The sequence below is a fragment of the Kitasatospora sp. NPDC089797 genome, assembly GCF_040684795.1.
Taxonomy (GTDB): domain Bacteria; phylum Actinomycetota; class Actinomycetes; order Streptomycetales; family Streptomycetaceae; genus Kitasatospora.
In genome coordinates this window covers 56,232-71,220 of record NZ_JBFBGS010000035.1, presented here as the reverse complement: position 1 = coordinate 71,220, position 14,989 = coordinate 56,232, and the positions used below count along the sequence as shown (strand labels likewise).

Below are 14,989 nucleotides of genomic sequence, written 5' to 3'. Positions count from 1 at the left end.
AGCACGCGGGAAGCGAGGCGGCGGCATGAACGGGCTGGCCTGGACGGCCGAGGAACACCGGGAGACCGAACTGTGCCGGATCTGCTGCGAGTCGGCGGCGGTCACGGTGTCGGCCCACCCGACCGGGAACGGGACCCGGCTCAAACTCGTCTCGGAACGCTCCGGCCGGGCCGTCCTGCTGGATGCCACCGTGCTGGACGCCCTGTGCCACCTGACCCCGGAGCGCGCCGCCGACCTCGTGCGCGAGCGCACCGAGGGCACGGACCCGGCCGAGGGGGACGCCACCGCCGAAGGAGCCGCCCCGTGAAACCCGCACCCTTCGAGTACCGGGCCGCCGGCACGCTCGACGAGGCCCTCGCCCTGCTCGGCCCGCCCGGGCGCAGCATCGCCCCGCTGGCCGGCGGGCAGAGCCTCGTGCCGCTGCTCAACCTGCGCCGCGCGCGGCCCGCCGTGGTGCTCGACCTCAACCGGCTGACCGAACTGGCCGGGATCGAGGTGACCGACTCGGCCGTGGTGGTCGGGGCGATGACCCGGCTGCACGACCTGGAACGGCACGAGGGGCTGCGGGCGGCGCTGCCCGTCCTGCCGCGGACGGCCGCCCGGGTGGCGCACCGGCAGATCCGCCACCGCGCGACCCTGGGCGGCTCGCTCTGCCACGCCGACCCGGCCGCCCAGCTCGCGGCCACCGCGCTGGCGCTCGGCGCGACGCTGCGGCTGCGCCGGGCGGGCGGCGAACGGACCGTGCCCGCCGAGGAGTTCTTCACCGGGCCGCACCGCACCGCCCGGCGCTCCGACGAACTGCTCACCGCCGTCGCCTTCCCGCGCAGGCCCGGCTTCCGCTACCGCTTCGAGTCCGTCACCCGGCGCGGCGGGGCGGGCTTCCCGCTGGTCGGCGTGTGCGTGGGCGTCCGGCTGGAGGCGGGTGCGGTGGCCGAGGCCCGCATCGCCGCCTGCGGAGTGGCCGACCGTCCGCTGCGGCTCCCCGGAGCCGAACAGGCCCTGGCCGGGTACGGCGCCGCCGCGGCGGACGGCGCGCTGGGCGAGGTCGCCGACGCGGCCGTCGCTGGCACCCGCCCGCCCTCCGACCTGCACGGAAGCGCCGAGTTCCGGGGCGACCTGCTGCGCGCGGTCCTGCGCCGGGCCGCCGTCCACCTGCTCACCGAGGGGAGCTAGCCGATGCGCACGACACCGATGAGCGGCACACCGATCAGCCTGAGCGTCAACGGCACCGCGTACACCGCCGAGGCCGAGGACCGCACCCTGCTCAGCGACCTCCTGCGGCACGGGCTCGGCCTCACCGGCACTCATGTGGCCTGCGAGCAGGGCGTGTGCGGCGCCTGCACCGTCCTGGTCGACGGCGAACCGGTGCGCTCCTGCCTGATGCTCGCCCGCCAGGCCGACGGCTGCCGGGTGGAGACGGTCGAGGGGCTCGCCGAGGACGGCCGGCCCGCCCCGCTCCAGCAGGCGATGACCGAGGAGCACGGGTTGCAGTGCGGCTTCTGCACGCCCGGCGTGCTGATGGGCCTGACCTACGCGGAGCGGGCCGGCCTGAGCGCCGAGGAGGCGGTGACCGAGGTCCTCCGTGGGCACCTGTGCCGCTGCACCGGCTACGCGGGCATCCGCGCCGCGATCGAGCGGCACTGGCAGGGCGAGGGGGCCCCGGCATGAGCGCCCCCGACACCGGCGGTTTCATCGGACGCGCCGTCCCGCGCGTCCACGCGCCCCGACTGGTGCGCGGCCAGGGCCGCTTCGTCGACGACATCGACGACACCGGCGCCCTGCACGCCGTCGTGCTGCGCAGCCGGGTCGCGCACGGCCGGATCACCCGCTTCGACCCGGCGGCGGCGCTGGCCGGCGGCGAGGCGCTGCTGGTGCTCGGCCCCGACGAGATCGAACGCTTCACCGACCCGATCCCCACCGCCTGGCGGATCCCCGGTCAGCTCACCGGCACCGTGGCGCTCGGCGACCGCACCGTGCGCTACGTCGGCCAGCCGATCGGCCTGGTGGTCGCGCGCAGCCGGGCGCTCGCCGAGGACGTCGCCGAGGTGGTCGCCGTCGACATCGACCCGCTGCCCGCCGTCGTCGGCCTGACCGCCGCGCTCGCGCCGGACGCCCCGCGGCTCTACCCGGAGGCCCCCGACAACACCGGCGGGCGGATCCACTTCGGCGACGACCCGGCCGCGCTCGAAGCCGTCCTCGCCGCCGCGCCGCACGTGGTGGAGCGCGAGTTCGAGGTGCAGCGGATCAACCACAGCCCGATGGAGCCGCGCGGCCTGCTCGCCGAGTGGATCCCCGCGACCGGGCAGCTGACGGTCCACAGCAGCACCCAGTCCCCGCACGCCGTGCGCCAGGAGCTCGCCACGGCGCTGCGGCTGCGGGTCGACCGGGTGCGGGTGGTGACACCGGACGTCGGCGGGTCGTTCGGCGGCAAGGTCACCCTGTACGTCGACGAGGCGCTGGTCTGCCTGGCCGCCATGCGGCTCGGCCGCCGGGTCAAGTGGATCGAGGACCGCGCCGAGAACCTGAGCTCCTCCTACCAGGGCCGCGGCCAGCGGGCCCGCGCCCGCCTCGCCCTCGACGAGGACGGGCGCTTCCTCGGGCTCGCCGCCGAGATCACCGGGGACCTCGGGGCGTTCGCGATCCAGGCCGGCAGCGGCCCGTTCCAGGTCGCCGGGCTCGCCCTGGAGGGCCCGTACCGGTTCCCGCGGGCCGGGGCCACCGTCACCACCGTCCACACCAACACCGTGCCGACCGGCGCCTACCGCGGCTACGGCATGCAGGAGGCGGCCTGGGTCCGGGAACGGCTGATCGACGAGGCCGCCCGCGAACTCGGCCACGACCCCGTCCGGCTGCGGCTGCACAACCTGCTCGGACCGGACGAACTCCCGTACACCACGCGCACCGGGCTGACCTACGACAGCGGCGACTACCCCGCCGCGCTGCGCCGCGCCGCCGAACTGGCCCGGGAGCGCGCCCGGGCGTCCACCGCGACGGTGCGCCGCGGGGTGGCGGTGACGGCCAGCGTGGAGATCACCGGCTTCGCGCCGTCCGCGCTGCTGGAGCTGTTCCGGATCGACTGGGCCGGCTGGGAGAGCACCCGGGTGCGGGTCAACCAGGACGGCACCGTCACGGTGTTCGCCGGGGTGATCCCGGTGGGCCAGGGCATCGAGACGACCCTCGCCCAGATCGTCGCGGACCGGCTCGGCGTGCCCCTGGACTGGGTCGCCGTGGAGCTGGGCGACACCGCCACCGCGCCCTACTCGGACCTCACCTCGCAGGCCAGCCGCTCGGTCACGCTGGCCGGCGGCGCCCTGGTGCGGGCCGCCGCGCGGATGCGCGAACGGATGCACGCCCTCGCCGCCGCCCACCTCGGCGCCCCGCCGGACGAAGTCGTGCTGGACGGCGCCCAGTTCCGCTGGCCGGCCGGGAACGCCGCCACGGCGTGGTCCGAGGTCGCCGCCCGTGGCTGGCGCGGCTGGGGCCGGCCCGACCCCGACCGGATCCGGCTGGAGGAGAGCGTCGACTTCGACCCGCCGGCGATCACCTACTCCTACAGCGCGCACGGCGCCGCCGTCGCCGTCGACCTGGAGACCGCCGAGGTCACCGTCGAGGACTACTGGACCGTCAACGACAGCGGCGTGCTGGTGAACCCGGCGATCGCCGAGGGGCAGATCGTCGGCGGGGTCGTCCAGGGCCTGGGCATCGCCCTGGTCGAGGAGGCCGTGCACGACCCGGCCACCGGACGGCCGCTGGCCACCGGCTTCACCGACTACATCCTGCCGGTCTGCGCCGACGTCCCGCCGGTCACGGTGGAGCACCGGTGCACGCCGAGCACGGTCATCCCCGGCGGCTTCAAGGGCCTCGGCGAGGGCGGGGTCATCCCGGCGCCCGCCACCGTGGCCGGGGCCGTCGCCGCCGCCCTCCCGCAGATCGCCCACCGGCTGACGGCCACGCCGCTGAAGCCGGAACGGATCTGGGCGGCGCTGTCGGAGGCCAAGGAGCCCGCAGGGGCCGAGGAACACCCGGCCTGAGCCGCAACCGCCCGCACCCCCGACACCGAAGGGACCACTCGCGTGCCAGCCCGTCAGGACGCGCCGACCGGCCGCCCGCCCACCGTCCGCGAGGCCACCTTCGCGCTGCTGCGGAGCCTCGGCATGACCACGGTCTTCGGCAACCCCGGCTCCACCGAGCTGCCGATGTTCCGCGACTTCCCCGCCGACTTCCGCTACGTCCTCGGGCTCCAGGAGTCCGTGGTGCTCGCCATGGCCGACGGCTTCGCCCAGGCCGTCCACCGCCCCGCCGTGGTCAACCTGCACTCGGCCGCCGGCGTCGGCCACGCGATGGGCAGCCTCTTCACCGCGTGGCGCAATCGCACCCCGCTCGTCATCGTGGCCGGCCAGCAGGCCCGCTCGCTGCTCGGCGGGGAGCCGTACCTGCTCAACGACCAGGCCGCCGAACTGCCCAAGCCGTACGTCAAGTGGAGCCGCGAGCCGGCCCGCGCCGAGGACGTCCCGGCCGCCATCGCCCGCGCCTGCTACCTGGCCATGTCCCCGCCGTACGGCCCGACCCTGGTCTCGGTGCCCGCCGACGACTGGGACCGGCCCTGCGAACCCGTCGGCCCCCGGACCGTCTCCACCACGCTGCGCGCCGACCCCGAGGCGCTCGAACGCGTCGGCCGGGCCCTGGCCGGCGCAGCCCGCCCCGCCTTCGTGGTGGGCGCCGCCGTCGACCAGGACCGGGCGTTCGCCGAGGTCGTGGAGCTCGCCGAGCGCCACCGCGCCGCCGTCTGGGCCGCGCCGATGTCCTCGCGCTGCGCCTTCCCCGAGACCCACCCGCTCTTCGCCGGCTTCCTGCCCCCGGTGCGCGAGGAGATCGTGGCCCGGCTCACCGGCCACGACCTCGTGCTGTCGCTGGGCGCACCGGTCTTCACGTACCACGTCGCGGGCGGCGGCCCGGTGCTGCCGCCCGGCACCGCGCTCCACCAGCTCACCGACGACCCGGCCACCGCCGCCTGGACGCCGGTCGGCGACGCGCTGCTCACCGGCATCCGGCTCGGCGTGCGCGACCTGCTCGCCTTCGAGCCGGCCGTCCCCCGCGAACTCCCGCCGCCGCGGCCCGCCCCGGCCCCCGTGCCGGACGCCGACGTCATCACCCAGCCGCTGCTGATGCGCACCCTCGCCGGCCTGCGCCCGGCCCGCAGCGTCATCGTCGAGGAGGCCCCGAGCAGCCGCCCGGTGATGTGCGAGTACCTGCCCAACGAGCGGCCCGAGAGCTTCTACACCTGTGCCAGCGGCTCGCTCGGCCACTCGCTGCCGGCCGCCGTCGGCATGGCGCTCGGCCGGCCCGAGGAGCGGGTGGTCGCCGTGGTCGGCGACGGCTCCGCGATGTACTCGGTCCAGGCCCTGTGGTCGGCCGCCGAACTCGGCCTGCCGCTGACCGTCGTGGTCGTCAACAACGGCCGCTACGCGACGGTGGACCGCTTCGCCGACCGCTTCGGGCTCGGCAAGGCCGTCGGCACCGGCATCGGCGGCCTCGACTTCGCCGCCCTCGCCCGCGCCCAGGGCTGCGCGGCCGGCCGGGTCGAGCACCCGGCCCGGCTGGCCCGGGCCCTGCGCACCGCCCTGGCCTCACCCCGGCCGTACCTGCTCGACGTCCGCGTCGGCGACTGAATCCCGTCCACTCCGAGAGGGAGAGCCTCTTCATGACCCAGCGCACCGCGGAAGAGACCCGGCAAGACATCCGCGACATCGTCATCGGCATGGCGCCCGACCAGGGCCTCGCCGACCGGCCCGACCCGGAGCTGGTCGAGGAACTCGGCTACCACTCCCTCGCGCTGCTCGAACTGGCCTTCGCGCTGGAGGACGAGTACGGCCTGCCGCCGATCGACCGCGAGCGGGCCCGGCTCATCCGCCGCCTCAGCGACGTCCAGGAGTACGTCGTCACCGAGCTGGCCCGGGCCGAGGCGAGCGGGGGCGCGGCGTGATCGACGAACGGCTGCGCACCGTCGCCGAGCGCGGGCCCGGGCGGGCGGCGCTGGTCTGCGGCGAGCGCCGGATCCCGCACGGCGAACTCGCCGACCTGATCGCCCGGGCGCGCGGCGGACTGCACGCACTCGGCCTCGGACCGGACGGTCTGCTGCTGCTCGCGCTGCCCAACTGCCCGGAGTTCGTGGTCGGTTACTTCGCCACGGCGGGCATCGGCGCGCGGGTGCTCGCGCTGGACCCCGGGCTGACGGAGGCGGAGTACCACCGGGTGCTGGCCGAGGGCCGGCCCGACGTCGTGGTCACCACCGCCGCGCTCGCCCCCCGCTGGGCCCGACTCGCCCCGGGCGCCGCCCTGGTGGTCGTCGGCGGCGGTACCGTCGCGGGCGGCCACGCCTTCGACGACCTGACGCGCGCCGACGCGCTGCCCGCCCGCCCGGCCGACCCCGACCGGGCGTGGGTGCTCACCTACTCCTCCGGCTCCACCGGCGAGCCCAAGCGGATCTGCCGCAGCCAGGCCAACCAACTGGCCGAGGCCGACCACATCATCGCCGGCGCCACCGTCACCCCCGACGACGTCCTGCTCTGCCCCGTGCCGCTGTACCACGCGCTCGGCCAGTTCTGCTGCATGATCGTCGCGGTGCTCGCGGGCGCCACCCTCGTCCTGCCCGAGCCCTCGGGGCAGGCCGACCCCGCCGACCTGCTCGCCCTCGTCGCCCGCCACCGCGTCACCGTCCTCCCGTCCGTGCCCTACCTGCTCGGCGCCCTCGCCGACTGGCCCGAGGACCGGCCCGCCGACCTCTCCTCCGTCCGGCTCTGCCTCTCCGGCAGCAACTTCCTGCCGCCCGCCGTCCGGGAACGCTTCCTCGCCCGGTTCGGCGTCCCCGTCCGCCAGACCTACGGCAGCTCCGAGGCGGGCAGCGTCAGCTGGGACTGCGACCCCGACGGCCACGTCCCCGAGTCGGTCGGCCGCCCCCTGCCCGGCGTGCGGGTCGAGGTCCTGGACGAGCACGGCCGCGCCCTGCCGACCGGCACCATCGGCGAGATCGCCGTCACCAGCCGGTCCGTCATGCTCGGCGAACTCGCCCCCGGCGGCACCCTGCTGCGCCCCGGCCCGGAGCGCTACCGCACCGGCGACCTCGGCCGGCTCGACGAGGACGGGCGCCTCCACCTCACCGGCCGCAAACGGATCCTCGTCGACACCGGCGGGCACAAGGTCAACCCCGTCGAGGTCGAGGAGGTCCTGGAGGCGCACCCGGCGGTCCGCGCGGCGGCCGTGGTGGGCGTCCCCCTGGCCGGCGGAGGCGACCTGCTGGTCGCCGCCGTCGTACCGGGCGACGACGGCCCCGTCCCCGCCGAGGAGTTGCGCGCGCACTGCCGCGCCCGCCTCGCCGGGCACAAGGTGCCCGCGCGCTTCGAGACCGTCGCCGACCTGCCGCGCACCGAACTCGGCAAGCTCCGCCGGGGCCGGCTGACCGCCGAACTCGCCGCCCTCGTCGACACCGGCGCGGACCGCCCGGCCGACGGGATCTGGCAGCAACCCGACCCGGAGCAGCGTGCCCACCTGGTGGTCGAACACCTCCGCCGGCGCGCCGCCGACCTGCTGGCCGTCCCGCCCGAGCGACTCGACCCGGCCGCGCCGCTGCACGCCCAGGGCCTCGACTCGCTGGCCGCGCTGCGCCTCAAGATGGCCGTCCAGGACGAGCTGCGCCGCACCGTCGGCCTGCCCGAACTCCTCGGCGGCGCCAGCCTCGACTCCCTTGCCCGGCGCCTCGCCGACGACACCGCGGGCCCCACCGAGGCGCTCGTCGCCCGCGGCCCGGTCGTCGGCGAGTTCCCGCTCTCCCACAACCAGTCCGCGATCTGGCACGCCGACCAGCTCGTCCCGGAGGCCGCCGCCTACCACCAGAGCTTCGCGGCCCGCATCACCTCCCCCTGCGATCCGGCGGCGCTGCGGCGCGCCTTCCAGGCCCTCGTCGACCGCCACCCCGTCCTGCGCACCACCTTCGCGCTGCGTGACGGCCGCCCGGTCCAGCGCGTCGCCGAGCACGCGGACGTCGACTTCGAGGTGGTCACCGTCCCCGCCGACTGGCCCGACCGGACGGAGCGGCTGAGCGCGACGGCGTTCCGCCCCTTCGAGCTCGACCGCGAGACGCCGCTGCGCGTCCGGCTCCACCTCGGCGCCGCCGACGGCCCGGTGCTGCTCGTGACGGTGCACCACATCGCCACCGACTTCTGGTCCACCGTCGCCCTCCTGCGCGACCTCGCCGCCGCCCACGCGGCGGACGGCGAGCTCTACCGGCCCGCGCCGCGGCACGGCTACACCGACTACGTCCGCTGGCAGGCCGAGACCCTCGCCGGCCCGGCGGCCGAACGCGACCGGGCCTACTGGCGCGAGCTCCTCGCCGACCCGCCGCCCGCGCTCGAACTCCCCGCCGACCGGCCCCGCCCGGTCGTCCAGACCCAGCGCGGCGCCCTCCACGTCCACGAACTCGACCAGCCGCGCGCCAAGGCCCTCCAGGACTTCGCCCGCCGCCACGGCAGCACCGTCTACACCGTCCTCCTCGCCGCCTTCCAGGGCTACCTCCACGCCTGGACCGGCGAGCGCGACATCGCCGTCGCCACCATCACCACCAACCGCCAGCGCTCCGAATTCGCCGACGTGCTCGGCTACTTCGTCAACCCGGTGGTGTGCCGTACGGACGTGGACCCGCGCCGCCCGTTCACCGACCTGCTCGCCGCGACGGGCCGCGGGCTGCTGGCCGGCCTGGAACACCAGCAACTGCCCTTCGCGACGGTCGTGGAGCGGTCGGCCGCCGAACAGCCCGGCCGCCGCCGCGACCGCAGCCGGACGCCGCTGGTGGAGATCGGCTTCGGCCAGAACAAGGCCCAGGACGGCGGGATGCTCGCCGTGAGCCGCTTCCTGTCCGGGGCCGGCCAGGAGCTGCGGCTGGGCCCGCTCGTGCTGGAGTCGCTCCCGCTGCGGCGGCGCGGGGTCGTCTACGACTTCTCCGGCGCCGTCCACGAATCCGCGGACACGGTGGCGATCGCCTGGGAGTACAACACCGACCTGTACGAGGCGGACACGGTCGAGCGGTTCGCGGCGCAGTTCGAGGAGTGGGTCGCTCGGCTGCTGGAGCGGCCCGAGCGGCCGCTGGCGGAGGTGGACGCGGGGGCGGTCGTCGCCCCGGACGAGGGCGGCCCGGTGGGGGGACCTGCGGCGGAGGCGACCGGCCCGGTCGGCAGGCCGCCCGCGCTGGCGCGGGCGATCGGCGACGTGGCGCGTGCCCACCCCGGGCGGGCCGCCCTGGTGGCGGGTGCCGGGACGCTGACGTACGGGCAGGTGTCGGATCGGGCCCGGGACCTGGCCGCCCGCATCGCCGCGCGGGGCTCGGCTCCGGGCGCGCGGGTGCTGCTCTGGCTCCCCGGACGGCCCGAGGACCTGCTCTCCGCCGGGTTGGCGGTGCTGTGGCGCGGCGCGGTCGCCGAGCCGCTCGACACCGCCGCCGAGGTCCGCCGGGCCTGCGCGGACGCGGACCTGCTGATCACCACGGCGGAGGGCCGCGCCGAACTGGGCGCGTTGCCGCTGCCGGTGCTCTGCCCGGAGGAACCGGCCGAACCGGCGGAACCGGCGGAAGCTGCCGAAGAGGCCGAAGCAGGGAGGGCCGAGCCGGTCGCCGTCGGGCCGGGCGATCCCGCGCTGGTGCTCCGCACGTCCGGGGTGACCGGCGAGCCCAGGGCCGTCGTGCAGCCGCACGGGCCGCTGGCCGCGTGGGCGCACTGGCTCGCCGGACAGTGCGGCCCGGCCGGCCGCGTCCTGGTGCACGGCGCAGTCGGCGCCGACCAGGTGCTGGCCAGGTCGCTCGCGGCGCTCGCCGCCGGGGCCACCGTCGTCCGCGAGGCCTCCGGCGAGCCGTCCCGTCTCCTGGCCGCCGGTGAGCCGTTCGACCTGGTCACCGTCACCCCGTCCGAGCTCGCCGGGCTCCTCCCCGCCCTCGCCGCGGCCGGCCGCGAGCCGGCCGTGCGGACGCTCCTCGCCACCGGGGAGCCGCTCGTCCCGGCGGTCGCGGAACGGTGGCGTGCGCTGGCTCCCGGGTCCCGCCTGCTGCACGGCTACGGCGGCGCGGAGACGGCGCCCGTCGTCTGCGCCCGTGAGGTCCTCGCCGACGACCTGCCCGCGACCGACCCCTTCCGGCCGCTGCCGGTCGGTCGGGCCCTGGACGGGATGACCGCCCGGGTGCTCGACGACGTCGGCCGTCCGACCCCGGCCGGTGTGTCCGGCGAGCTGTGGGTGACGCGTTTCCCGGGCGACGACCCCGTCCGCACCGGCGACCTCGGCTGCCGGTTGCCCGACGGCGGGATCGTCGTGCTGGGCCGCGCCGCCGACCTGACCCGGCGCAACGGCTACCTGGTGGCGCCCGGCCGGGTGGAGGCCGCGCTGCTGGGGCTGCCCGGGGTGCTCGGCGCCGTCGTCGTGGCGGAGGACGCCGACCTCGTCGCCCGGGTGGCCGTCGGGCCGTCGGCGCCGCGCCTGCGGGAGGCCCTGCGCGAGCTGCTGCCCGAGTACCTGCTGCCCTCCGTGGTGCTGCCGACCGACGGCCTGCCCGCCGCCCGGAACGGCAGGACCGCCCGAACCGGCCTGCCGGCCGCCGTGCGGCCCGGCGCCGGGGAACCGGGCCACCGGGCCGACGCGGCTGACGCGGCGGACCAGGCGGATCCGGTGGATCCGGTGGATCCGGTGGATCCGGTGGAGGCCGTCCTCGCCGCCATCTGGGCCGAGGTGCTGGGCGTCGCCGAAGTCGGCCCCGAGGACGACTACTTCGACCTCGACGGCGACTCGATCACCAGCATGAGCATCGTCTCCCGCGCCGCCGAGGCAGGCCTTCGGCTCACGCCCCGGCAGATCTTCACCCACCCCACCGTGCGCGAACTCGCCGCCGTGGCCGGGCGGACGGCCGCACCCGGACCCCTCACCCCCGCCGCGCCGGCGGGCCCCGTCGACGTGCCGCTCGCACCCGTCCAGCAGTGGTTCCTCGACCTGCCGCTCGTCCGGCCGCAGCACTGGAACCAGACGCTGCTGCTGCGCGCAGCCCCCGGCCTGGACGCCGACCTGCTGCGCCGCGCCCTGCTGGCCGTCGCCGCGCACCACCCGGCCCTGCGCTTCCGCTACCACCGGGACGAGGACGGCTGGCACCAGACCGCCCGCCCCGACGCCGAGCCGGTCCGCGTCCTGGACGCCACCGGCACGGGCAGCGACGCGGAGCGCGCCGCCGCCCGCGCCCAGGCCGAACTGGACCTGACCGACGGCCCGTTGTTCGCCGCCGTGCTCCTCCCCGAAGGCGACGACCCGGGCCTGCGGCTCCTCCTGACCGCCCACCACCTGGTCGTCGACTTCGTCTCCTGGCAGATCCTGCTGGACGACCTCGGCCGGGCCTGCGAGCAGCTGCTCGCCGGCGGGGAGGTGCGGCTGCCCCCGCTCACGACTCCCTTCGCCGAGTGGACGACCCGGCTGCACGCCCACGCCGACACCCCCGCCGTCCGGGCGGAGCTGGAGCACTGGAGCCGTCCCCCCGGAGCGCGGGCCACCACCTCCGACGCGGGCACCGAGGCCCAGGCCGCCGTCGCCGAGGCCGCGTTGCCCGCCGACGCCACCGCCGCGCTGCTGGCCGCCACCGGTGGCCGCGGGCGCGACCGCGCACAGGACGTGCTGCTCGCCGCCGTCGCCCAGGCGGTGGCCGGGTGGACGGGCGAGCGCGAGGTGGTGCTGGACGTCGAGACGCACGGCCGGGCCGAGCTCTTCCCGGACGTCGACCTCAGCCGCACCGTCGGCTGGTTCACCGCCGTCCACCCGGTGACGGTCGCCCCGGACGACGCCGGCCCGGCCGCCACCTACCGCACGGTCCGCGAGCTGCTGGACCGGCTGCCCGCCGAGGGCCTCGGCCACGGCCTGCTCCGCCACGCCGCGAGCGATCCCGCGGTGCGCGACCGGCTGGCCGCGCTCCCGCGCGCGACCGTCAACGTCAACTACCTCGGCCGGGCGGGCCGGTTGGTCGGCGGCGGCGCGCCCGCCGAGGGCCGGGCGCTCACCCCGCTGCCGCTCGCCGGAACCGGCGACCGCGGCCCCGACAACGCACGCCCCTACCCGCTGGAGGTCAGCGCCCTGCTGGTCGACGACCGGCTGCTGGTGCGGGTGCGCCACCACGCGTCGGCGCACCCGCCGGCGGACGTCCGGCGGCTGCTCGACCGCGTCCTGACCGGCCTGACGGCCATCGTGTCCACGCTCGCGACGGTCCCCGCCGCGGACCGCGCAAACCCGCTCGCAGGAGGCCAGTAGTGTCAACAGCTCCTTCCACCTCCGCCACCGCCCTGGTCCGGGCCGGCTGGGCGGCCGCGCTCGGACGCGACGACTTCGGTGACGAGGACGACTTCTTCGCGGTCGGCGGCCACTCGCTGCTGGTCGCCCGGATCATGGCCGGCCTCGGCCGCCGGGTCGGCACCCGGTTGCCGCTGCGGATGTTCTTCGACCATCCGACCGTCGCGGACCTCGCCGGCGCGCTCACGGCCCGCGGGCTCGTCCCGGGCGGGGAGAAGGAGGCCGGCGCGTCATGACCGCAACGGACCGCCTCCTGCCCCCGCCCGAGTGGTTCGCCACCGCCCGCCCCTTCCCCGACACCGCGACCGTCCCCGACCTCCTGCGGGCCGCCGCCCGCGCCCATCCCGACCGGCCCGCCCTGGTGGCGAGCGACGGCACCGTCCTCACCCACGGCGAACTCGACGCCTGGACGGACCGGCTGGCCCGGCTGCTGGCCGGGCGCGGCATCGGCCGCGGCGCGTACGTGGCGCTCTACGCCGACCGCACCCCGCTGGCCGCCGCCTCCCTGGTCGCGGTGCTCAAGTCCGGCGCCGCGTACGTGCCCATCGACCCGGCCTGGCCGCGGGCCCGCGCCCTCGAACTCCTCACCGACCTCGGCGTCAGCTGCGTCGTCGCCGGGCGCTCCCGCCTCAGGGCCGTCCAGGAACTGCGCTGGGACGCGCCCTCGGTGCGCGAGGTGGTCTGCCCCGAGATCACCGCCAAGGACACCTGGGCCGACCTGCTGGACCGCGAGACGGTCGAGGAGTTCTTCGACTTCCTCTCCGGCGAGCCCGACCCGCTGGAGGCGGCCGGCTTCAACCTGCGCCGCTCCGAACGCCCCTACCGGCCGGCCGATGTGACCGGCTACCGCGACCACGTCGGCCGGCTGGGCCGCGAGGCCGCCGGGGAGGGCGCCCGGATCCTGGAGGTCGGCTGCGGATCCGGCCTGATCACGGAGGCACTGGCCCCCACCGCCGCCCGCTACGTGGCCGTCGACCCGTCCTCGGTGGCCGTCGCGCGCAACCTGGCCGCGGCGGCCGCGGGCGGCTACGCGGCGGAGGGCGCCGTCTGCTACGCCCACGAGGTGCCGCAGGCCGTGTCCGGCCGCTTCGACCTGGCGATCATGGCGAGCACCGTCCAGTTCCTCCCGGACATGGACTACTTCGTGGAGACCCTCCGCGGCCTGCTGACGATGGTGCGCCCCGGCGGCACCCTGCTGCTGGCCGACCTGATCGACCCCGGTCTGGAGGACCACGCCGGCCTGCGGATCCCGCCCGCCATGCTGGAGCGGCTCCCGCAGCTGCTGCCACTGGTCGCCGGGGTCGAGGTGCGGCGCCGCCGCGCGGAGGACTTCGTCGGTGAACTCTCCCACCGCTACGACGCGTTCATCACCGTGGGGGAGGGCGCGGTCCCGGCCGTGCGGCCCGGCCGGGTGTGGACCGGCGCCGACATCGAGGCCACGCCCGCCGGACCGCTGCCGCCCGGCACCGTCACCGCGGACGACCTCGGGTACGCCGTGTTCACGTCCGGCTCCACCGGCAAGCCCAAGGGTGTCATGGTCCAGCACCGGCCGGTCGTCAACCTGATCGAGTGGCTGAACCGCACCTGGGCGGTCGGGCCCGGGGACCGCATCCTCGCCGTCGCGTCCTTCTGCTTCGACCTGTCCGTCTACGACCTCTTCGGGGTGCTCGCGGCCGGCGGCTCGGTGCACCTGGTGACCCAGCCGGAGATCGCCGAACCCGAGGTGCTGATCGACCTCCTGGAGGGCGGGCCGATCACCCTGTGGGACTCGGCGCCGGCCGCGCTCGCGATGCTCACGCCCTTCCTGGACGGACGGCCCGCCGAAGGCCGCGGCGCGCTCCGCCTGGTGCTGCTCAGCGGGGACTGGGTGCCGCTCACGCTCCCCGACGAGATCCGCGCGGCCTTCCCCCGCGCCGAGGTGGTGGCCCTCGGGGGCGCCACCGAGTGCACCGTCTGGTCCAACGCCTTCCCGGTCGGCGCGGTGGACCAGGCCTGGCCGAGCATCCCGTACGGGCGCCCGATGGCCAACGCCCGCTACCACGTCCTCGACGCCGCCCTGCGGCCCCGGCCCGTCGGGGAGGCGGGCGACCTCTACATCGCCGGGGCCTGCGTCGCGGCGGGCTACGCCGGGCGGGCCGCGCTGACCGCCGCCTCCTTCCGCCCCGAACCCGGCTCCCCGGAGCCCGGCGGGCGGATGTACCGCACCGGCGACCGCGCCCGCTGGCTGCCCGACGGGAACCTGGAGTTCCTCGGCCGGTTGGACGACCAGGTGAAGGTGCGCGGCCACCGGATCGAGCTCGGCGAGGTCCAGCACGCCCTGCACCAGTGCCCGGGGGTGCGCGCCGCGCTCGTCACCGCGGTGGACCGCCCCGGCGGGCGGGACCTGGCCGCCTTCTACGTCCCGGCGGCCGACGGTCCGTCCCCCGAGGAGGCCCGGGCGCACCTCCTCACCCGGCTGCCCGCGCACCTGGTGCCCGCGCGGGTGCTGGCGGTCGACGCGTTCCCGGTGCGCGACACGGGCAAGGTGGACAAGGCGGCGCTGCTGCGGCTGCTCTAGGAATCGGCCGCTCCGGCCGCTCCGGCCGAGAACGCCGGACGGGCGGTGGCGGGATCCTCCCGCCACCGCCCGTCGTCG

The 14,989-nt window shown here is 76.8% G+C and carries 9 protein-coding genes; all 9 read left to right on the top strand.

The window, feature by feature from the left end; all coding sequences use genetic code 11:
- The first annotated feature begins 25 nt into the window (after window positions 1-25).
- The 9 genes from AB0O91_RS26780 to AB0O91_RS26740 are packed head-to-tail and all read left to right on the top strand — an operon-like array spanning window position 26 to window position 14,911.
- Window positions 26-307: a hypothetical protein gene (locus AB0O91_RS26780; protein ID WP_363437869.1), complete on the top strand. Its 282-nt coding sequence runs from the start codon at window positions 26-28 to the stop codon at window positions 305-307.
- Complete coding sequence (locus AB0O91_RS26775; RefSeq protein WP_363437866.1) at window positions 304-1,173, top strand: FAD binding domain-containing protein; 870 nt, start codon at window positions 304-306, stop codon at window positions 1,171-1,173. The genes AB0O91_RS26780 and AB0O91_RS26775 overlap by 4 nt, the downstream gene beginning before the upstream one ends.
- A 3-nt stretch (window positions 1,174-1,176) precedes the next feature.
- Window positions 1,177-1,668 carry a (2Fe-2S)-binding protein gene (locus AB0O91_RS26770; protein ID WP_363437863.1) on the top strand — a complete coding sequence of 164 codons (492 nt, stop codon included), beginning with the start codon at window positions 1,177-1,179 and terminating at the stop codon, window positions 1,666-1,668.
- Window positions 1,665-4,031 (top strand): xanthine dehydrogenase family protein molybdopterin-binding subunit, encoded by a 2,367-nt coding sequence (locus AB0O91_RS26765; RefSeq protein ID WP_363437860.1) that lies wholly within the window; start codon window positions 1,665-1,667, stop codon window positions 4,029-4,031. The genes AB0O91_RS26770 and AB0O91_RS26765 overlap by 4 nt, the downstream gene beginning before the upstream one ends.
- 42 nt (window positions 4,032-4,073) lie before the next feature.
- Complete coding sequence (gene mdlC / locus AB0O91_RS26760) at window positions 4,074-5,669, top strand: benzoylformate decarboxylase (protein ID WP_363437857.1); 1,596 nt, start codon at window positions 4,074-4,076, stop codon at window positions 5,667-5,669.
- 32 nt (window positions 5,670-5,701) lie between these two features.
- Window positions 5,702-5,983: a hypothetical protein gene (locus AB0O91_RS26755; RefSeq protein WP_363437850.1), complete on the top strand. Its 282-nt coding sequence runs from the start codon at window positions 5,702-5,704 to the stop codon at window positions 5,981-5,983.
- Complete coding sequence (locus tag AB0O91_RS26750) at window positions 5,980-12,315, top strand: condensation domain-containing protein (RefSeq protein WP_363437847.1); 6,336 nt, start codon at window positions 5,980-5,982, stop codon at window positions 12,313-12,315. Before AB0O91_RS26755 ends, AB0O91_RS26750 begins: the two co-directional genes overlap by 4 nt.
- Window positions 12,315-12,590, top strand: a complete 276-nt coding sequence (locus AB0O91_RS26745; protein WP_363437844.1) for an acyl carrier protein — start codon at window positions 12,315-12,317, stop codon at window positions 12,588-12,590. The genes AB0O91_RS26750 and AB0O91_RS26745 overlap by 1 nt, the downstream gene beginning before the upstream one ends.
- The gene (locus tag AB0O91_RS26740) at window positions 12,587-14,911 is read left to right on the top strand and encodes an amino acid adenylation domain-containing protein (RefSeq protein ID WP_363437841.1); all 2,325 of its coding nucleotides are present in this window, start codon (window positions 12,587-12,589) and stop codon (window positions 14,909-14,911) included. Before AB0O91_RS26745 ends, AB0O91_RS26740 begins: the two co-directional genes overlap by 4 nt.
- The last annotated feature ends 78 nt before the right edge of the window (window positions 14,912-14,989 follow it).

What these genes read in the sequence shown, in the direction of transcription:
- AB0O91_RS26780 (WP_363437869.1), top strand. Translation starts at nt 26, where the DNA reads ATGAACGGGCTGGCCTGGACGGCCGAGGAACACCGGGAGACCGAACTG.
- AB0O91_RS26770 (WP_363437863.1), top strand. Translation starts at nt 1,177, where the DNA reads ATGCGCACGACACCGATGAGCGGCACACCGATCAGCCTGAGCGTCAAC.
- AB0O91_RS26765 (WP_363437860.1), top strand. Translation starts at nt 1,665, where the DNA reads ATGAGCGCCCCCGACACCGGCGGTTTCATCGGACGCGCCGTCCCGCGC.
- AB0O91_RS26755 (WP_363437850.1), top strand. Translation starts at nt 5,702, where the DNA reads ATGACCCAGCGCACCGCGGAAGAGACCCGGCAAGACATCCGCGACATC.
- AB0O91_RS26740 (WP_363437841.1), top strand. Translation starts at nt 12,587, where the DNA reads ATGACCGCAACGGACCGCCTCCTGCCCCCGCCCGAGTGGTTCGCCACC.